This is a genomic window from Vagococcus allomyrinae (genome assembly GCF_017829975.1).
GTDB lineage: Bacteria > Bacillota > Bacilli > Lactobacillales > Vagococcaceae > Vagococcus_D > Vagococcus_D allomyrinae.
Window position 1 is genome coordinate 258,401 of sequence record NZ_JAEEGA010000003.1, and the last position, 19,408, is coordinate 277,808.

Sequence of the window (19,408 nt, forward strand, 5' to 3'; positions counted from 1 at the left end):
GGGCTCCTTCACTTTCATAAATAGTCGTCTACAAAATAGTAAAACCTAATGCTTCAATATCACGGTTAAACATTTTAACTGTTTCAATGGAAAGCTGGTTCAAATCCATGCCAACCATACTCATTTTTGCTAAGATTTCTGGAGGACTTGTAATAATGTCAGCGCCAACTTGATTGGCTTGAAAAATATTTAATAATTCTCTAGTACTCGCCCACAAAAGCTCTGTTCCAGCTTTACTGTGACAAATCGCAACGGCTTCTGTCATCACTGGCAGCGGGTCAATCCCTGTATCGGCAATCCGACCAGCAAAAACTGAGACAACATTTGTTGTGCCTTCCGAAAAAGCTGACACTGTCTCGGTGACTTGTTCAATCGTCATAATCGCCGTAATATTAAGCGATAAGCCCTGACTGGATAGACGCTTAATCAACGGGATCGCCGAGTCCCCTTTAGTATTGACAATTGGGATCTTCACATAAACATTATCACCAAAACTGGCTATTTTAAGCGCCTCTTTTTCCATGGTCTCAAAATCATCAGCAAACACTTCAAAAGAGATCGGTAAATCAGGAATAGCATTTAACGCCTCTTTCGCAAAAGCAACGTAATCTTTAACACCTGCTTTTTTCATCAATGTCGGATTGGTCGTAAAGCCTTTAGCTCGCCCTCCTTGATAATCGGCAATCATCTTATCTAACTCTGCCCCATCTGAATAAATTTTTATCTTTAAATCAGTCATCGTTATTCTCCTTTAATCTTCTGTTTTATTATTAATAGCATACGGAGCCGGCTTTAAGATGCTTGGTAAAATTAACACGACCAAGACGACGGCCACAATGCCATAAATGCCAACCGTTCCTAACCATTCACCTAGTTTCCCAAGCAATATCCCAATAATAGCAAAGTCCACATCACCAAAAGTGGTATTACCAAAGCCTAAATTGCCAAGAACTGGTAACAACAAAGCTGGCAAGAACGCCAAAGCCAGCCCGTTGACAAACGCTCCCACAACCGCACCTCGACGGCCACCTGTGGCATTGCCATAAACACCAGCTGTTGCGCCACAGAAGAAGTGGGGCACTAGGCCTGGAATGATCAGCACTCCGCCAATTGCACCTAGCACAAACATCCCGATTAAACCACCAACAAAGCTACTGACAAACCCTAAAATGACTGCCGTTGGTGCATATGGGAAGAACACTGCACAATCAACTGCTGGCACAGCATTAGGAATCACTTTCGTGGCAATCCCTTGGAAGGCTGGTATTAGATCCGCTAAAATCATCCGAACCCCTGCATAAACCACCGTCACCCCTACAGCAAATTGCAACCCGCACATAATCGCATATAAATACGGAGACTTGCCATCAGCTAAGGTTGAGACAAAGTCTGGACCAGCTGCAATCGCAGACACTAGGTAAAAGATGACCATCGTCAAAGCAGTTGAAATGGTTGTGTTCCGCAAGAAACTCCACTTTTCAGGAACCTTAATGTCTTCCGTGCTTTTACTGTTTTTTCCTACCACTTTGCCGATCGCGGCTGACAAATAGTAACCAACACTACCAAAGTGTCCCATGGCGACTTCATCACCGTCTGTTACTTCCAAGGTGTATTTTTGACCAATCGCAGGTGAAATAGCGCTCCAAGCGCCTAGGAAGAAACCGCCAACGAGAATTAACTGCCAGCCACTTAAACCAATAGCACCTAAAACAGCTGATAGTAGACATGCCATAAAGAAACTATGGTGACCAGTTAAAAAAACGTACTTGTAACGAGTAAAGCGCGCAATTAACACATTAAAAATTAGTCCAAAAATCAAAATGGTCATCGTTTCAACCCCAAGGACTTCTTGAGCCACTGAGGTTACCGCCTCATTATTGGGCACAACTCCCTTGATATTAAAACCGAATTCGATCATTTTCGCCAAAGGATCTAAATTAGACGAAATGACATTAGCCCCGGCTGACAACATTAAATAACCTAAAATCGGGCCGAGCGTTCCCGTCAAAATTTTATGCCCTGGTGACTTTAAAGCAATCAGGCCTACCATGGCAATTAACCCCATCAAAATTGCCGGCTCACTTAAAACATCCTTAAAAAACTCAAGTACAAACATTCTCCATCATCTCCCTTTTTATTGATTAGCTAATTCCTGTAATGTCGGCAATACATCTTCGGTAATTTTTTTCTTGTTCATATAGCTGCGAGTAAACACAACTTTCTGATCTCCTGTAAAAATATCCGCAAATTCTTTGACCGTGACAAATAAATCAGCCTCCTTGCCTAGAGCGCCATTTGAATCGATCGATTCGGCCACTATTTCAATGCCATGTTCTTTCGCGATGTCTTCGATTTTCATTTTTAACATCAAGCTACTGCCAATTCCATTGCCACATACGGTTACAACTTTAATCATTTTAATAACCTTCTCTCTGTTTTATAAATAATTGTTGATAGTGTCATACAGTTCTTCAATACTGGTGGCGGCGATTAAGGCCTCAATCGTAGACTCTTCTTCTAAAATTTGAGATAGCTGCTTTAGAGCTGTCAAATGACTCACATTATCAACAGCTGCTAAAACAAAAATCAATTGGACCAATCGTTCCTCATCATAGGGTTCATTTAAATTGAAATCCACTGGTTGAGATAAGCGCAGCAAGCTAATTCCTAACTGATTGACCCCTTCCTCAGGTCGCGCATGAGGAACAGCTACCTTTGGCGCCAATACGATATACGGGCCCGTTTTTTCCGTGCTAGCAATCATCGCATCAATATAATCGGGTGTCACGTACCCCTTTGACAACAATGGCTCCGTGGCTTTAGCAATGGCCTCCTTCCAGTTGTAGTGTTGATCTGTTAAGGTGATAAATTCTTTACTCAATAATTCCGTCAACGTTTTTCCTCCTTCGTTTAGCGACAAATTTGTTCCAAACATCCGCGCTGATAATTCCTCAAATAACGCTTTTTCATTAGTGATAACCCCATGCTTGGCGACAACTTCCAAAATGTCGTAAACACTTAACTCTCGCGTGTAGTTGCTTAAATCAAAATCCCTTAGCACTTTCGACTTAAGCATCTGAACTTCCACATAATTTAAAATAGGTTTCGTAATGTACAATTTTTTAGTGGTTTGATAATAAGTCGTCGAAAAGATCATGTCATAATCCTCGACCGCAATGTCTTTTACCAAATCCAACTGATGAACGCGGTGAAACGTGATCATCGGAAAGATTTCCTTTAAATTGCTGGTTAAGATCAGTGACGAACTGATGCCGTTAGGGCAGATCGCCAGAGCTCTTAAGGGTTGTTGCTCTGTTTTTAGCCGTTCTAACTGGCCACCAAAGTGAATCGTGAAATACGCCACTTCATTTTCCGGAATGGGTTTCCCTAAAAAGTTGGCAAAGGGCTCCAACCCTTTGGCTACTAGATAAAAAAGCTCTTCATATTGACTTTTTATCTGAGCTGTATAAGGACTTTCTAGAGCAATATCGTAGGCTATCCGAAAATAAGCTGGCACCAAATGTTCAAACAAGGACTCTTCTATACTGCTCAAGGAAACAAACTGAGTTCCCATCAATGCTTGTACCCGTTGGATTACTTGACTATTGATCTCACCTAACCCGCAGTTATCAACCAAATGACTATTTCCCTGTAAAGCACCGAGTAAACAAATGGTAATAAAGGTGGCCTCTTCAACATTTTTAACCATTGAAAACTCATCAGCAATTACTTGACCGATCTGATACAGCGGTTGATTCATTATTTCCATCAGTGTTTGCTGAGGATAGGTTAAGGTCTCTTTGACTTCTTCCTCTTTAATAAAGGCCAGCAAGTAGAGAATTTCCAATAATCGTTCTTCCACGAAATTCACCCGAAAAGGCTTTGTTAAACGCTGAAGTTCAAGGTGAATTTCTTCGATATTCAATTTTTTTTGCCACATACTAAAGACCAGTTCCAACGCCCACTCACCTGTACTTAATTGCAATAATTGACTAATCCCATGCTCGGTTAACTGGCGGATATGACGCTCATCACCAACAAAGTGATAACCTTTTTGTCGCGAATATTGAAAGTCCAAGTGAAAATCTTTGGCATACGTTTTCAACTTTTTCACTTCTTCCAACACGGAGTTCTTACTTAATTGCAGTAAATCTTGAAAATGATGACCAGACACTTCCTCTCGCCGAATAAAAACGTACAGAATCATCACATACAATCGTTCTTCCTTGATAAACACCTCTCTTCTTGATAATGACTGTTTAACGTCTGGCCACTGTTCTTTAAACGTTTGAGGTATGACCAATTGCCCATCAGCAAGCTGAAAGGTTGGTGCCTTAACCGTTGCCAAAGCTCCATTTAATTGGTTCATTTCATACCATAACTTCTTGCGCGACATATTATGTTTTCGCGCAATATCCCGCACAGATTGACCTTCGTCAGCAAGTAAAGCTTCAATAAAAAAAATAATTTCGTGATTAAACATTATTCAATCCCCTCACTTACACTTTCATCCTACAATAAAACGCTTTCGATAACCACGCTTGTTGAGCCCTATCTGAGAGATCGACTAACGCCTCAGACTGGGGTCATCCTATCAAACATGCCTTATCTTAGCTTAAATCAAGCTCACAAGGATAGCAGAATGCTTCATTTCCATCCCTGTTTTCCCTCTTTTGCTCCGATTGTTCCTTGGAACCATCTTTGATATAATGATAATTAACCAATAGCGAAGGAGGCCCCACTATGACACCTTTTACCGATCCTCAAGTTCAAGCAACCTTTAATCAATACCCAGCTCATTGTCAACACTCTTTACTGGCAATTCGTGAATTGATTTTTAGCATTGCCAAGGAACAGCCCTCAATTGGTGGGCTGAATGAAAGTTTAAAATGGGGACAACCGTCTTATGCCACCTCAAAAAAAGCCGGAAGCCCCTTTAGATTAGGTCTGACAGACACTCAAGATATTGCCATTTTTTTTCATTGCCAAACGACCTTAGTGGAGACTTTTAGAGGGTTATTTAGCGACCGTCTGACTTTTACTGGCAATCGGGGAATTATCCTAGCGCCTAAGGATCCCCTTCCCATTGCGGAATTAACCTTCTGCATCAAAGCTGCCTTAACCTATCATAAGCAAAACACGGCTTCCTCCTAGAGGTTCAGCTAATTAAACAAAAAGGAGGTTTTTCATATCAAGCTTCAACAATTGCGGTATATGATTGAAGTCGTCCAAGCCGGCTCTTTTAATAAAGCTGCTAAGCATTTATACATCTCTCAATCTACCCTTTCCACGACGATTAAGGAGCTGGAAAATGAGATCGGGATTGATCTCTTTATCCGCACTAACACGGGGATTTCCCTGACGGTTGACGGCATTGAGTTTCTCGGTTATGCCCGCCAAATTGTGGAACAAACACAATTGCTAGAACAACGCTATTTAAACAAAAAGCCAGCAAAATCCCTCTTTTCTGTCTCAACTCAACATTACGCTTTTGCGGTTAATGCCTTTGTAGAAGTTATTCAAACGGCTGGTGGGGATGAATATGAATTCACCTTGCGTGAAACTAAAACCCATGAAATTATCGATGATGTTAAAAATCAACGGAGTGAGATTGGGATTCTTTACAAGAACGACTTTAATCGTAAAGTGATTGAAAAATTACTGAAAGAACATCATTTAGTTTTTCACTCTTTGTTTGAAGCCAGACCTCACGTCTTTATCAGCAGTGTCAATCCATTAGCGGAACAGGAATTTGTGACCTTGGCAGATTTAGAGGCTTATCCTTACCTTTCTTTTGATCAAGGCGTCTATAATTCTTTTTATTACTCCGAAGAAATTTTAAGTACCATTGCTCACCCTAAAGCAATTCGCGTTAGCGACCGAGCCACGCTTTTTAATCTACTGATCGGCTTAAATGGCTATACCATTTCAACTGGTATTTTGAGCACTGCCTTAAACGGAACCAATATTGTGGCAATTCCCTTAAAAGTGGACGAAGTGATTCAAGTCGGCTGGATAGCCAATGCTAAAACACAATTAAGTCGTTTGGGAGAACTTTATATTCATAAGTTGACAAGTGTTTTAGAAGACACTCAACTGACATTATAAGAAATAGCTTGTTATCAATAAAACCGATAACAAGCTATTCTTATTTTGTATTACTTAATAAGGCTTCTTTTAGGCTATAATACTTTAACTACAAGAATTGGAGTGATTAGATTGACGACAGAACTATCCCTACGACCACTACCGCCTTTCCGCTACGATGTGGTGGGCAGTTACCTACGACCAGAGTCCTTAAAACAAGCCCGGGCTGATTTTGCATCTGGTAAAATAGATCAACAAGGATTGACGCAACTGGAAGATAAGGCCATTGCCGATCTTGTCCAGCAACAAAAAGAAGCTGGCTTGCAAGTTATTACAGACGGTGAATTCCGGCGCAGCTGGTGGCATCTTGATTTCATGTGGGAGCTAAATGGGGTTGAAAAAGTCGCCATTGAAAAAGGGTATGAATTTAACGGTGAGGTGACTCGAGCTGAGAGTGCCCGCTTAACTGGCAAAATCACAGGAGAGAATCATGCCTTTGTTGATCATTTTGTTTTTCTGCAACAATTTGCTGAAGTTGGGATCACTCCACGACAAACAATTCCCGCGCCTGCCCAATTCTTAAAAGAGTTACAGCGACCTGACAATCAATCGGCTACAACTGCCTTTTATCCTAACGAGGAAGACTTGATAGCTGATATTGCCGCAGCTTATCAACAAGTATTCCGTGAATTATACGATCGTGGTTGTCGCAATATTCAGCTAGACGATTGCACTTGGGGCATGATGGTCGATCCAACATACTCGAGCAACGGACTGCAAGCAGACGCTCATCAATGTACGTGTGGCAAACACGTCACTCCTATTCGAAATGAAGCAATTGATCTGATGGCAGAACAGTGTTTAGCTGTTAATAACGCCGCTCTTTTGGATTTACCAAAAGATTTAATCATGACCACTCATGTGTGTCGCGGAAATTATCATTCCACGTGGGCGTCAAGCGGTGGGTATGAGCCAATCGCAGATGTCTTATTTGCCAGAGAAAACGTCAGCGCCTACTATCTGGAATTTGATACAGAACGTTCTGGAGATTTCTCGCCTCTGGCTCATGTTTCTAATGATAAATTTGTGGTTTTAGGCTTGGTCTCTTCGAAGGTCGGAGAGTTAGAAGAAGCCGCAGACGTGATCCAGCGCATACAGGAAGCCACCAAATATGTGCCTCTTGAGCGCCTTTGCCTGAGCACCCAATGTGGATTTGCTTCAACTGAAGAAGGCAACATTCTCACTGAGGCACAACAATGGGCAAAAATTGCCTTCGTTAAAGACGTGGCCAAAGAAGTTTGGGGATAATAAAAAGCCAATTGACAAGTCTAAAATTGTCAATTGGCTTTTAATCTATTTTAAGCAGTTCGATCGTTTAGTGTGCTTTCGAGTAACTCGATATAACGATTTCCTAACGCTGACAAGTGTCCTTCCTGTTTTTGAATCCAAACTATTTGATGTTGCTGGATACTATCAATTGGAATTGAAAACAAAACATCGCGAGTAATCGAACTGCTCATGATTCCTGAGCCAGTCAAATAGCTATCAGAGCCGATCAAAATATTAATAGCGCTAGTCCGATCACTCACAATCACCTTTTTAGCATGATTTTGTAACTCAAGGGGTTCTTCAGAAAAGTGACTGCTATCTTCCGCTTGTTCAAAGGTAATTGCAGGATAATTGCTTAACTGCTGATAGGTTACCAGCTTTTCCTTTGCCAAAGGATGGGCTTTCCCCACGTAAACATGAGGCTGAAATTCCAACAAACTAGTGGACCTCAAATTTTCTCGCTCAAAGAGTCGATACAACACTTTTGAATTAAACTCACTAATGTAAACAATGCCCATCTCACTAATATTATTGGCCACATCTTCAATAACTTTTTTCGTATCGGTCTCTAAAAAGCGGTAAGAAAAACTGTCACTGGTGGATTCCTTGATCAACTTGGCAAATGCTTCAGAGGCGAAATCATAATGTTGGCTGGAAACAGAAAAACGATTCTTTCGTGATTTACGGTTGACATAGGTGTCTTCGATCAATGTCAACTGAGCCAAGACCTGTCGGCCATATTCAATAAATTCGGCCCCTTCTTCCGTCGGCTTCATCCCCCGCTTGGAGCGCAAAAAGATAGCCAAATCGATTTCTTCTTCCAAATCTTTAATAGCTGTCGAAATGGTTGAAGGCGCCACAAAAAGTGCCTTAGCCGCCTCATTGATCGTACCGTATTTAACAATGGAATCCATGTATTTTAGTTGTTGAATGTTCATGCTGTTTATCCCCTAGTCTCTGTCAGTTAACTTAATGACAGGTTGATACCTCATTATACCTGATTAAGACGGACAAATTAACAAGTATTTTAGGTACTCAAGAAGCCAAATAACTGCTTTTACGCAATCACTTGGCTCCTGAATGATGATGGTTAGTTAGTCACGTTTTCCTCAACTGCCTTTTGAATCAACAACTGAGTCTGTTCAAAAGCGTGATTGGCTGCCAAATTAATGTTAGCATCAAAGGCTTGAGGCGCATCTGTCCCGGCAATATCAGATATCCCTCGAATGTTTAATACTGGAATACGATAGAAACTTGCCACCTGAGCAATCGCCGTCCCTTCCATATCTGAGGCTAAAGCTTTTGGAAAGGCCTCTTTGATTTGTTTGACCTGTCCTTGATTACTCATAAAAGAGTCGGCTGTCACAACCAAGCCTTTGATTCGCTTATATGAAGCTGGTTGCGGGAGTTGCTCAATCAGAGCTAGCCATCCCTGACTCACATCGTAACTGGCTGGCATTTGAGGCACTTGTCCCAATTCATAGTCAAAACCGGTGGCATCCACATCACTATAGCGAAATGATGTACCAACCACCACATCACCAACTGAGAGTTGGTCAGAAAAGCCTCCAGCAGAGCCAGTATTGACAATGACATCTGGTGCGAACTGCTCACACAAGATCGCTGCTGCACTGCCGGCATTGACCTTGCCAATCCCTGTTTCCACTAAAAAAAGCTGATAATTTTGCTGATGAATGACTTCTTCAATTTTGATCTTCCCTTGGTGAAAGCGAGTCTCCACTTGATAAGAAGTGCGAAAAGGCCAAAGTTCCTCTTCCATTGCAGCGGCTATGGCTATTCTCATTGAACTGCCTCCCACAAAGGCCTAATGTCTTCCTGAACATCGATCTTAGTACCGCCAAAATTTTCTTTGATATAGTCTTTGACTTCCTCGCTGTGAAATAAGGCAGCTAATTTCTGTAACTCTTGATCATCTTGACGGTCTTCCCTTGTGACCAGAACATTGATACTCGATTTAGTATTATCGTCTACTTCTTCTTTAAAGATAGCATCTTCTAAAACATTTAAACCACCTTCAAAAGCCACCGTATTGCTAATCAAAGCCAAACCAACATCCTGCAAAATGCGTGGCCCAGTCGTGTCATCGATTAACTTAAACTCCAAGTTCTTTGGGTTTTCAATCACATCAGACGGAGTACCTGTGCCATTATCAAAATCCTCAGCGAGCTTTATTAAGCCAGAAGCTTCCAACAACCGCAATCCCCGAGCTGTATTGGCTGGATTATCAGCAACTGCCACAATCGCCCCATCTTCAATCTCATCAATGGACTTAAACTTATCTGAATAAATTCCCATCGGCTCAATATAAGTTGTCGCAATCGGAACCAATTTTTCATCTGGACTGTCATGATTAAAACTCACCAGATAGCCCAACGATTGAAAGGCATTAACATCTACTTGTTTTTCAACAGTCGCTGTGTTTAACAACGGGCCACCATCAATCACTTTAACCTCAATCTCCAAACCGGCTTCTTCCGCCAAATCGGATGCCGCAATAAACTTCCATATTTCCGCATCACCGCCAACAGAACCAATAACAATGTTACTTTTTTTTTCCGCTGCGGCTCCTTCTGCTGTGTCTTCCTTAGTTTGTTTCCCACAAGCAGCTAATAATACGACTGCCCCTAAGACAATTATCCCGAAAAGTCTCTTTTTCATACTATTTCCCTCTTTCTAGTGCATCGTCATACCACCCGTTACATTAATTGCTTGACCCGTTAAATAACTAGCCAAAGGACTGGCTAAAAACAACACCACATTGGCAACATCTGCCGGTTCACCAGTTCGACCTAAGGGGACCTGAGAACGATCTTCCGCCGCTACTTCCTCAGCTGTCATTCCCCGTAATTGACCGCCTTCAACCCGCTCTCGCCATTTCATCTCGGTTTCGATAATTCCTGGACAAACAGCATTAACTAAAATCCCGTCCACGGCAACTTCTATGGCCAAGGTTTTAGTTAGACCAAGAACCGCATGCTTTGAAGCCACATAAGCCGACATGCCACGGTAACCATTTTTCCCTGCTTGCGAAGCTAATAATATAACGCGGCCTTGCTTACCAGCTGCCTTCATTTCTCTTACGACATATTTACACAACAAGTAGACACCTCGCGTGTTAACCCGCAAGACCTTATCAAAATCAGCAGTTTGGCTTTCCACTAAAAAATCCATCGTTGAAATTCCTGCGACAGCTACAAAAACATCTGGAATTAATCCCTGGGCTGTGATCGTCTCTACTAAGACTTTAACCGAAGCTTCCTCAGCCACATTGACATGGGTTTCATAAGCGCCATCTCCTCCTTTCGTCAAGCCCGCTTGATATTGAATATCCGCATCCAAAACGATGGCCTCTTCCCCAACAAAGGTCTGGCGAATAGCTGCGCCTATCCCTTGGGCCCCACCAACAATCAAAACAACTTTTCCCTTTAATTCAGAAAAAACCATCTCTTCACTCCTTAAACGATATGTCGTTCAAATGGTAAATCGCTAATCCCTTGAGCCAACACTAGTTTTGCCCATTCTTTTGCCGAAAACAGCGAATGATCTTTGTAATTTCCACAACTTTTTGCGTCTGTTCCCTGAACATCTGACCATTCGATTTCCTCAACGATTTCCTTTAATGTTTCTTTTAATGCGATGGCCACATCCGTAGCAGAAATCTCGCCCCAAACAATTAAGTGGAACCCTGTTCGACAACCAAATGGCGACACATCAATGATACCTGCCAAACGATCTCGTAGTGAGGCCGCTAAAATGTGCTCCAACGTATGAATGGCACCTGTAGGAATTTCTGCTTGGTTAGGTTGAGCAAAACGTAAATCATAATTCGTAATAATATCTCCCTTTGGTCCTTTTTCTGTTGCAATCACCCGAACGTACGGGGCAATCACCTTGTTGTGATCCAGTGTAAAACTTTCTACTTCTGCCATGATAACTATCTCCTCTGCATTTTCTTTTTTTACATTTATGACTAGTTAGCTTGTTCTCCTTTCAGCGCAACACACAAAAAAGCCCCTTTGAACTTGCGCATTATACGCAAATACAAAGGGGCGAAATAATTTCGCGTTACCACCCTTATTCATGTTATCTTTACAAATAACATCTCGTCAGTTCCTGTTGAAACTCGGCAAGATAACGGTTGCTACCGACCAAAAGGCGTGAACCTTGTGGTTGCTCAGAGCTCATCTTCACTCAATCAGTTAAGCCCCTTTCTCACCGTACCGGGTTCTCTTTCTTAACATCCTTGACCTACTCTTCTCTTCCATGCATAACTATTCAAAATTTATAACTATTTTTTTAAAGTATACTACAAAAAAAAGATATGTCAATTTTAATTTCTTTTTTTGATTTACATCCCCTTAACTAATCTTTCGCTCCTCTTTAGCAAATACCACTCAGAATCGAAGAATGACTTATTGCTCTCCATGTTATACAATAAAGAGAAGTAACAACTTAACCATTTAACGGCAACGACCTTACTACTAGCGCGACTCAATCTGAGTTACACCAAAGGAGATAAACATGACCACCATTTATTTCGTCAGACATGCTCAACCAGATTTTACTGTTCATGATGATGCTACTCGCCCTTTAAGCAACCAAGGAAAAGAAGACTGTCAAAAACTAATCGCATTTTTTCACCAAATCCCGATCGATCTGATGTTCAGTAGCCCCTTTAAGCGCGCTTATGACACTATCTGGCCCCTTGCACAATCTCGAAACACGATTATTACCACTATTGATGATTTAAGAGAGCGCAAAGTCTCCGACACATGGCTGACTGATTTTCCGACGTTTGCTTATCGTCAATGGCAGGATTTTTCATTTAAACTTGAACATGGCGAGTCTCTGGCAGAGGTCCAATCTCGATCGATCCGGGTAATGAGCACTCTTTTAACAGACTACTCAGAAAAAACTCTGCTTATTGGCACTCACGGCACAGCTCTATCGACAATTATCAATTACTATGATCAAAAGTTTGGCTTTGCCGAGTTTAACGCTATTAAAGCGATGATGCCTTGGATCGTTAAAATGAGCTTTGACGGAAATCATTGTGTGAATATCGAGTCCTTTACCCTTAATAGGAATCAAGCATTTACAACCTATGCCATTTTTGACTAAATGTACAACAAAAAATTCGCTCCGACTCCCTAAAAAAATAAGCCAGCCGCTGTCAATTATTGACGGCGGCTGGCGGCTTAGGACACTATTTATAAAAAAAACTAATCTTCATACTTTAATTTTTCAAGCAATGCAATTTCGGAGCTTTCTATTTCGATTAATTTAATCTCCTGCTTACAAAATATCGAAATACCGTTATTAAAATAATCACTGGAATATTCATTAAAAAAAACATAGTCATTTTCCACTCTTTGAATTCTTCCGTAAACCCTGCTCTTTTCGCCAATTTCCAAGCCTAAAAAACGATCCTTCTCCAAGTGATAAGACAATAATCGATCGACATCTAAGTAAATCTCTTTTTCAAAAGTACTAAGATAATTAATGACTGGGGAATCAAATCTTGCAAGATAAAGGGTATCATAGCGGATTTTAGTGATATCGTTTATCTTACCTATGATAAAGCCGTTGTTTGCTCCTTCTTTGGTAAATGTCTGAGTCACATACATCTTTTCATCAAAATCAAGCAAGTAACAACTATTAATTTGATCCGTGATTTTTTCGGTGTAAATTTCTAAAAGTGTTTCTTCAGGTATTTTTGCTAAAATTGTATTGTCCATTCTCAATCCCTCATATTCATTTTAACTATCTCTAAAACCCTAAACTGTTCATTCTCCCCAAAATGACCGTTTTTTATATTATTCCCCCTCTTAGACAAAACCCAAACCATTGACAAAAATTCCTTTCCCATTTTTAAATTAGTACATTATTTGCCATTCAAATTATACCTTAAAAATCAGAAATTTACTTTTTTCACGCTTGCAAACGATCGTTATTTAATAAATTATCACCTACTTAATAAAAAGACGATAAATCGCCAGTATTCTTTCTTTTATTCCTTCAAAAAAGCCACCCACGCTTTAGACAGACGATGAATTCTGTGAACACTTTGCCAATATTTCTTCGTGTAAATAGAGTCGGCTACACTAAGTGCTGTTTCAGTATTGGAAACGCTGGTAAATAAATAACTGTACTCTTCTAATTTTTTATCACCAATAAACACAGACTGATGACCGCTAGCCTCACACCCAAACCATTTTAACCCTCTCGCAATTTTAGGATGAATATTTCTACCACTGCTTTCTTTTAAAAGACCAGCAGATTCTATCTGAATCGTGTCATTGCCCTCTTCTGCAAGCATCTTCTTTAATAAATAATGAGCCGCTGGCGAAGGGCAAATATTCCCCTGACAAACAATGAGTAGTTTCATTTACTTCCCCCACATTTCTTTCTGTCCTTAACTTACAATAAATTCCACGTTCGTGTCAACTTTTTTTAGGCCATCCTTAATAAATATTCTACAAACTTAAACTTATACCGCAATTATTCCTCGTTTGCGCTCAAATACCGAGTCTTTTCAGACCCATTTTGGCAATTTCAAATTTAGCTTTCTCAAAAAAAACTGATACACAACTTTTTACAAAGTCGCGTATCAGTTACATTAGTACTATTTTTTATTCTTCAACTTCTTCGAATTGTGAATTGTATAGAGAGGCGTAGTAGCCACCTTCCGCTAGCAATTCTTCGTGTGTCCCTTGTTCTTTGATGTCACCATCTTGCATATAAAGAATCTTATCCGCATCTTTGATGGTTGAAAGACGATGGGCAATCACGAAAGAGGTTCGACCAGCCATTAAATTGTTCATCGCTTCTTGAATCAAACTCTCAGTCCGAGTATCAACAGAAGATGTAGCTTCATCCAAAATCAAAATAGGTTTTTCTGCTAAAATCGCGCGAGCAATCGTCAGCAATTGTTTTTGCCCTTGAGAAATATTAGAAGACTCTTCGTTTAACTCCATGTTATAACCGCCAGGTAAGGTTTGAATAAAGTGATGGACATGGGCTGCCTTCGCAGCTTCATAGACTTCTTCATCACTCGCATCTAAGCGACCATAACGAAGATTGTCCATAATCGTTCCTTTGAAGAGCCAAGTATCCTGAAGAACCATCCCGATATTTTTACGCAAATCTGCACGGTTAAAGTCTTTGATATCGTAACCGTCGATTTTAATTGCCCCAGTATTCACATCGTAAAACCGCATTAACAGTTTTACCATGGTTGTTTTACCAGCACCAGTTGGTCCCACAATCGCCACCATTTGGCCTGGTTCCACATGTGAACTAAAGTCATTGATGATAATTTTATCTGGTGTGTAACCAAAGTGCACGTGTTCGAAATCCACCATGCCTTTTGCTTTGTCGATCATAACGGGGTTTTCAGCTAGCTGATCTTCTTCATCCTCACCGAGGAATTCAAAGACACGTTCAGCCGCTGCAGCCATGGACTGCAACATATTTGAAACTTGAGCCAACTGAGCAATCGGTTGGGTTAAGTTTCGAACATATTGGATGAAAGCTTGAATGTCTCCCACTGTGATCGAGCCATTGTAAGCCATAATCCCACCGACAATCGCCACCGCAACATAGCCTAGATTTCCAACAAAGTTCATGATAGGTTGCATTAAACCAGAAAGAAATTGTGATTTCCAGGCTGATTTAAACAGAATATCGTTTTGTTCTTTAAAATCTTTTAACGAATTTTCTTCTTCATTGAACAGGCGGACAATATTATAGCCTCCGATAGTTTCTTCGACTTTCCCATTGATCACACCCAAATACTCTTGTTGTGTCTTAAAGTATTTTTGAGAATTTTTTACCACAATCATGATCAAAATAAAGGATATTGGTACGATCAAAACTGCGATACCGGTCATCTTAACGGAGATCGACAGCATCATCACAATGACCCCTATGATGGTAAAGACTGATGTAATCAGTTGGGTAATCGACTGATTCAGCGATTGTCCTAGTGTATCCACATCATTGGTAATCCGTGACAATACTTCACCGGTTGTCCGGCTTTCAAAATAGTTCATCGGCATGCGGTTAATTTTTTCAGAAATTTCTTTCCGCATGCGATAGGTAATTTTTTGAGAAATCGTCGACATAATCCATCCTTGGATAACCCCAAAGAGTGACGCAACTAGGTATAACCCTAACATAAATAGGAGGATGCCTCCGATTTTATCAAAATCAATACCACCGGTTCCTTGATATTTTTTGATTAACCCGTTAAATAACTCTGTAATAGCTTTTGACAGTATTTTAGGACCCCAAATATTAAAGATCGTTGACGCAATAGCAAAGATGATAACGAAGAACAAAGGAATTTTATAAGCTCCCAAGTAGGAAACTAATTTTTTGATGGTTCCTTTAAAATCTTTCGCTTTTTCTACTGGCGCAATCTGTCCAGGTCCGCCGCCACGAGGGCGATTTTGTTTTTTTTCTGGCATTATATTCGCTCCTCCTTTATTCGGCTTCTTCGATGCCTAATTCAGCATTGCTTAGTTGCGACTGAGCAATTTCTTGATAGACAGTCGATGATTGCATTAATTCTTCATGAGTTCCCTGATCCACAACCCGTCCCTTATCCAAGACGATAATATTGTCGGCATTGAGAATGGTTGAGATTTTTTGGGCAACAATGATTTGAGTGGCTTCTTTAATGTTTTCAGATAAAGCTTGCCTTAACGCCACATCGGTTTTATTATCCAAGGCTGAAAACGAATCATCAAAAATCAAAATCTTCGGATTCTTGGCCAAAGCTCTGGCAATTGATAGACGTTGCTTCTGTCCCCCAGATACATTGGTACCGCCTTGAGAAATTTCACGACTATAGCCTTTGTCATTGGAATTGATAAATTCCTCTGCTTGGGCAATTTTAGCCGCCTTTTTCATTTGCTCATCAGAAATATCAGCATCACCAAATTTAATGTTTGAGGCAATATCGCCGGTAAATAGCACACCCTTTTGCGGCACAAACCCAATGATTTCATGTAATTTATGCAAACTCATTTCACGAACATCTACACCGTCAATCGTTATCCTACCACCAGTCACATCAAAGAGACGTGGAATCAAGTTGGCAATTGTCGACTTCCCTGATCCTGTCGAACCAATTAAGGCAGTTGTTTGGCCAGGTTTCGCTGTAAAGTTAATGTGATGAAGCACGTCCTCATCAGCATCTCCATAACGGAATTTCACGGCTTCAAATTTCACTTCACCCTTGAAATCATGATCATCTTTTGGCTGAGCAGGGTCTTCAATGGTTGGTTCTGTTTCCAACACTTCTTCCACACGACCAGCCGCAACATTCGCACGGGGTAAAATAATTGAGACCATTGACAACATCATAAATGACATAACAATTTGCATGGTGTAAGTAATAAAGGCCATCATATCACCAACTTGAAGCTGTCCCATGTCCATATTATGACCACCGACCCAAACGATTAGGACGGAGATACCATTCATCATTAACATCATAACTGGCATCATAATTGACATTGAACGGTTGACAAATAGCTGAGTTTTCATTAAATCCGTGTTAGCTTTGTCAAAGCGTTTCTCTTCAAACTTTTCTCGCGAGAACGCGCGGATGACTGGCAACCCTGTGATAATTTCACGTGAGACTAAGTTGACTCTATCGACTAAATTTTGTAAAGCTTTAAATTTCGGCATCGTCACAATCAGTAGCGTTCCCACTAATAATAGAACCGCTCCAACTGCTACCCCAAGAATCCAGCCCATGCCGGTTCCTGTTTTATATACTTCATAAATCCCACCAATACCAAGGATTGGGGCATACAACACAATACGCATAATCATCACAATTGCCATTTGCATTTGTTGAATGTCATTAGTATTACGAGTGATTAAGGAAGCTGGAGAGAATTTTTCCATCTCCGTATTCGAAAATTTAAGGGTTTGTTCGTATTGACCAACACGTAAATTCCGGCCAACTGCTGCGGCCACTAATGAAGCAATTAACCCGACAATAATCGCCGCGACTGCCGCAACCAATGTCAGTAAAATCATTTGAGTACCTGTTTTAATCATGTAATCCGTTTGGATTTTTTGAGTGTCCATATCAAGGGCTTTGTATTCAGCCAATGTTAATTGAATCCCGACTGTTTTCATCGAATCAGCGCCTAAATCGCCTAATTCTTCAGTCGTTGCCTGACGAGCCGCTTTCACTTTTTCAGGCATCCCATCGACTGTTGCTTGAATAGAGTCCGCTAACTTTTGAGCTTCTTCGCCTTTAGCTTGGGCTTCAGCTGCTAATGATTGAGCTTCAGCCGCTTTAGCACCTGCTGTTGCAGGATCGGTAGCAGCTGCCGCCGCTTCGCCAGCTGCTTGGGCTTGTTCGCCTAAAGCCTTGGCTTCTTCCCCAAGGGCTTTGGCTTTAGCACCATCGGTAGCCAACGCAGAATAACTTTCTAAGATTTCTTGAGCTTGACTGCCATTTGAAGACTCTTTTGATTGAGAAGATGCTAGCATCATCATCGGTAGATTAAAAATGTCTGCCAGTTTCTCTTTGGTCATACCATCTTGAAGAGCTAATTGATAAACCTCAACTTTTTCACCATCAATGGTTTGAGTGGTTAGTTTATAATTATTTTCAATGATTTCTTTCTCCGCAGCGGTCATGAACATCTCAATTCCTTGAAGGGTTGTTTTTCTAATTTTTTCTGGAGTGGCGTTTTCTAGCCCTCCTTGCTGGATACCGACGTCAACGATATCTGATGTTAAACCTGGCAAGCTTAACTCACTACGTGCCTGTACGAACAAAAGCGCAAGAACTACGATGACGGCGTACCAGTATTTGCCAAGATGTTTAAAAATCTTCACTATTGGTCACCTTCCTCTTTCACGGGTAATTTATGGGAGTAGTCTATGAACTTTGTTATCAGCTCGACGAACTTCTTTGTATCTTCTTCACCCATTTGATTGAAAACTGCAATCACTTTGTCACTCATTTTTTTCTTTTCTGTATTTGCCTGTTTTTTGCCACATTCGGTCAAGGTAACATTGATTCGTCTGCGATCATTTGGGTCCATATTTCGGACAATCTGCCCTTTTTTCTCTAAACTTCCTAATAAAACAGCAATTCGGGCGCTAGAAAGATTGAGTGATTCAGCGATGTGTTTCGGACTGGTCGGTTTTTCAAGAATATCGAGAAACTTCATGACCATCGTTTCACCTTGATGACTCTTTTCAATTTTGCTAAAAGCCCCGTGGCGATTCTCAACCATCAAGCGAATAAGTTCACGTTCAGCCTCTTCTGCAAAAGCCATATGATTCCTCCTTTATTCAAAATTAGTTCCTAATACCATTAATTGCTAACACTATTAGTAACTAGTACTGTTTGATATTAACCTAGATGAATAGCGATGTCAACAGTAATGAACTAAAAAAAATAATGAAGGCGGTTTAATTTACTTTTCTTAAACAATCATTATAAAACAGAAAAAAATGATCATTATCTTATTACCGATCTGACCATTCAATCATACAATCCTAAACCGTTTTAAAAGACAACTAACCACTCTTCGTAAAATATAAAATAACTCTTTCTCTCCTTAACTTAACGCCCAAATCAAGGGAAATCGTTTGAGAATTTTTTTCCAAATCCTTATTCGAATTAATTGACATAACTACCGTAACTGATAGTGACAAAGGTAACGTTTAGGTTAATTTCATTTCAAGACAGTCTTTCTATCAAAAATAGCGACATTCTCAGAGCGTAATTTCATCTTTGCAAATAAACCACTGATAAGAAGAAAAGACATCATCCGTCAAATATCATATTTACCTAAAATAAACAGCCAATCTTCTGTCGTATGTTCATCAATACAGTGGGTTGATCAAACCATTACCTCTCTAGGACGCTTATTTTACACAGCTTTCCAACGGAATATGGTAAGACCTCCATCTTTGTCAGCTTGACATA

Annotated in this window: 18 protein-coding genes; 4 read left to right on the forward strand and 14 right to left on the reverse strand. The window is 40.5% G+C overall.

Going from position 1 to position 19,408, the window contains the following annotated elements; genetic code table 11:
* Positions 1–28: 28 nt before the first annotated feature.
* Genes I6N95_RS06705 through I6N95_RS06720 form a run of 4 tightly spaced genes read right to left on the reverse strand, consistent with a single transcriptional unit; the run spans position 29 to position 4,483 of the window.
* A complete protein-coding gene (locus tag I6N95_RS06705; protein ID WP_209525939.1) occupies positions 29–739 on the reverse strand; it encodes a transaldolase in 711 nt (236 codons plus the stop codon).
* A gap of 12 nt (positions 740–751) precedes the next feature.
* A complete protein-coding gene (gene ulaA, locus I6N95_RS06710; RefSeq protein WP_209525941.1) occupies positions 752–2,116 on the reverse strand; it encodes a PTS ascorbate transporter subunit IIC in 1,365 nt (454 codons plus the stop codon).
* Between the two features lie 18 nt (positions 2,117–2,134).
* Complete coding sequence (locus I6N95_RS06715) at positions 2,135–2,416, reverse strand: PTS sugar transporter subunit IIB (RefSeq protein ID WP_209525952.1); 282 nt, start codon at positions 2,414–2,416, stop codon at positions 2,135–2,137.
* A gap of 21 nt (positions 2,417–2,437) precedes the next feature.
* Entirely contained in the window at positions 2,438–4,483 is a 2,046-nt protein-coding gene (locus I6N95_RS06720; RefSeq protein WP_209525954.1) for a BglG family transcription antiterminator, read from the reverse strand.
* Between the two features lie 260 nt (positions 4,484–4,743).
* Between I6N95_RS06720 and I6N95_RS06725 the strand changes: the two genes are divergently transcribed.
* From I6N95_RS06725 to I6N95_RS06735, 3 genes are all read left to right on the forward strand, one after another.
* Positions 4,744–5,154 (forward strand): DUF1801 domain-containing protein, encoded by a 411-nt coding sequence (locus I6N95_RS06725; RefSeq protein ID WP_209525956.1) that lies wholly within the window; start codon positions 4,744–4,746, stop codon positions 5,152–5,154.
* Positions 5,155–5,190: 36 nt separating this feature from the next.
* Positions 5,191–6,108: a LysR family transcriptional regulator gene (locus I6N95_RS06730; protein WP_209526122.1), complete on the forward strand. Its 918-nt coding sequence runs from the start codon at positions 5,191–5,193 to the stop codon at positions 6,106–6,108.
* 111 nt (positions 6,109–6,219) lie between these two features.
* On the forward strand, positions 6,220–7,395 hold the full coding sequence (locus I6N95_RS06735; protein ID WP_209525958.1) for a 5-methyltetrahydropteroyltriglutamate--homocysteine S-methyltransferase: 1,176 nt from the start codon (positions 6,220–6,222) through the stop codon (positions 7,393–7,395).
* Positions 7,396–7,445: 50 nt separating this feature from the next.
* Here I6N95_RS06735 and I6N95_RS06740 read toward each other — a convergent pair whose 3' ends face one another.
* The 5 genes from I6N95_RS06740 to I6N95_RS06760 all read right to left on the reverse strand — a co-directional run bounded on the left by I6N95_RS06740 (position 7,446) and on the right by I6N95_RS06760 (position 11,366).
* Positions 7,446–8,354: a LysR family transcriptional regulator gene (locus tag I6N95_RS06740; protein ID WP_209525960.1), complete on the reverse strand. Its 909-nt coding sequence runs from the start codon at positions 8,352–8,354 to the stop codon at positions 7,446–7,448.
* Between the two features lie 152 nt (positions 8,355–8,506).
* A complete protein-coding gene (locus I6N95_RS06745) occupies positions 8,507–9,220 on the reverse strand; it encodes a 5'-methylthioadenosine/adenosylhomocysteine nucleosidase (RefSeq protein ID WP_209525962.1) in 714 nt (237 codons plus the stop codon).
* Complete coding sequence (locus I6N95_RS06750; protein WP_209525964.1) at positions 9,217–10,095, reverse strand: MetQ/NlpA family ABC transporter substrate-binding protein; 879 nt, start codon at positions 10,093–10,095, stop codon at positions 9,217–9,219. The genes I6N95_RS06745 and I6N95_RS06750 overlap by 4 nt, the downstream gene beginning before the upstream one ends.
* A gap of 15 nt (positions 10,096–10,110) precedes the next feature.
* The gene (locus tag I6N95_RS06755) at positions 10,111–10,881 is read right to left on the reverse strand and encodes an SDR family oxidoreductase (RefSeq protein WP_209525966.1); all 771 of its coding nucleotides are present in this window, start codon (positions 10,879–10,881) and stop codon (positions 10,111–10,113) included.
* Between the two features lie 11 nt (positions 10,882–10,892).
* A complete protein-coding gene (locus I6N95_RS06760) occupies positions 10,893–11,366 on the reverse strand; it encodes an S-ribosylhomocysteine lyase (RefSeq protein ID WP_209525969.1) in 474 nt (157 codons plus the stop codon).
* A gap of 592 nt (positions 11,367–11,958) precedes the next feature.
* On the opposite strand from I6N95_RS06760, the gene I6N95_RS06765 reads away from it, so the two are divergent.
* Positions 11,959–12,558: a histidine phosphatase family protein gene (locus I6N95_RS06765; RefSeq protein WP_209525972.1), complete on the forward strand. Its 600-nt coding sequence runs from the start codon at positions 11,959–11,961 to the stop codon at positions 12,556–12,558.
* Between the two features lie 101 nt (positions 12,559–12,659).
* Here I6N95_RS06765 and I6N95_RS06770 read toward each other — a convergent pair whose 3' ends face one another.
* The 5 genes from I6N95_RS06770 to I6N95_RS06790 all read right to left on the reverse strand — a co-directional run bounded on the left by I6N95_RS06770 (position 12,660) and on the right by I6N95_RS06790 (position 18,752).
* The gene (locus I6N95_RS06770; RefSeq protein WP_209525974.1) at positions 12,660–13,175 is read right to left on the reverse strand and encodes a hypothetical protein; all 516 of its coding nucleotides are present in this window, start codon (positions 13,173–13,175) and stop codon (positions 12,660–12,662) included.
* Between the two features lie 272 nt (positions 13,176–13,447).
* Positions 13,448–13,825 carry an arsenate reductase/protein-tyrosine-phosphatase family protein gene (locus I6N95_RS06775; protein WP_209525976.1) on the reverse strand — a complete coding sequence of 126 codons (378 nt, stop codon included), beginning with the start codon at positions 13,823–13,825 and terminating at the stop codon, positions 13,448–13,450.
* A gap of 244 nt (positions 13,826–14,069) precedes the next feature.
* Positions 14,070–15,908: an ABC transporter ATP-binding protein gene (locus tag I6N95_RS06780; RefSeq protein ID WP_209525978.1), complete on the reverse strand. Its 1,839-nt coding sequence runs from the start codon at positions 15,906–15,908 to the stop codon at positions 14,070–14,072.
* Between the two features lie 16 nt (positions 15,909–15,924).
* Positions 15,925–18,306: an ABC transporter ATP-binding protein gene (locus tag I6N95_RS06785; protein WP_209525980.1), complete on the reverse strand. Its 2,382-nt coding sequence runs from the start codon at positions 18,304–18,306 to the stop codon at positions 15,925–15,927.
* Positions 18,306–18,752, reverse strand: a complete 447-nt coding sequence (locus I6N95_RS06790; RefSeq protein WP_209525982.1) for a MarR family winged helix-turn-helix transcriptional regulator — start codon at positions 18,750–18,752, stop codon at positions 18,306–18,308. The genes I6N95_RS06785 and I6N95_RS06790 overlap by 1 nt, the downstream gene beginning before the upstream one ends.
* Positions 18,753–19,408: the final 656 nt, after the last annotated feature.

Coding starts and splice junctions, on each gene's coding strand:
- I6N95_RS06775 (WP_209525976.1), bottom strand. CDS start 13,825: ATGAAACTACTCATTGTTTGTCAGGGGAATATTTGCCCTTCGCCAGCG.
- I6N95_RS06720 (WP_209525954.1), bottom strand. CDS start 4,483: ATGTTTAATCACGAAATTATTTTTTTTATTGAAGCTTTACTTGCTGAC.
- I6N95_RS06705 (WP_209525939.1), bottom strand. CDS start 739: ATGACTGATTTAAAGATAAAAATTTATTCAGATGGGGCAGAGTTAGAT.
- I6N95_RS06755 (WP_209525966.1), bottom strand. CDS start 10,881: ATGGTTTTTTCTGAATTAAAGGGAAAAGTTGTTTTGATTGTTGGTGGG.
- I6N95_RS06745 (WP_209525962.1), bottom strand. CDS start 9,220: ATGAGAATAGCCATAGCCGCTGCAATGGAAGAGGAACTTTGGCCTTTT.
- I6N95_RS06750 (WP_209525964.1), bottom strand. CDS start 10,095: ATGAAAAAGAGACTTTTCGGGATAATTGTCTTAGGGGCAGTCGTATTA.
- I6N95_RS06780 (WP_209525978.1), bottom strand. CDS start 15,908: ATGCCAGAAAAAAAACAAAATCGCCCTCGTGGCGGCGGACCTGGACAG.
- I6N95_RS06765 (WP_209525972.1), top strand. CDS start 11,959: ATGACCACCATTTATTTCGTCAGACATGCTCAACCAGATTTTACTGTT.
- I6N95_RS06740 (WP_209525960.1), bottom strand. CDS start 8,354: ATGAACATTCAACAACTAAAATACATGGATTCCATTGTTAAATACGGT.
- I6N95_RS06725 (WP_209525956.1), top strand. CDS start 4,744: ATGACACCTTTTACCGATCCTCAAGTTCAAGCAACCTTTAATCAATAC.
- I6N95_RS06790 (WP_209525982.1), bottom strand. CDS start 18,752: ATGGCTTTTGCAGAAGAGGCTGAACGTGAACTTATTCGCTTGATGGTT.
- I6N95_RS06715 (WP_209525952.1), bottom strand. CDS start 2,416: ATGATTAAAGTTGTAACCGTATGTGGCAATGGAATTGGCAGTAGCTTG.
- I6N95_RS06760 (WP_209525969.1), bottom strand. CDS start 11,366: ATGGCAGAAGTAGAAAGTTTTACACTGGATCACAACAAGGTGATTGCC.
- ulaA (WP_209525941.1), bottom strand. CDS start 2,116: ATGTTTGTACTTGAGTTTTTTAAGGATGTTTTAAGTGAGCCGGCAATT.
- I6N95_RS06770 (WP_209525974.1), bottom strand. CDS start 13,175: ATGGACAATACAATTTTAGCAAAAATACCTGAAGAAACACTTTTAGAA.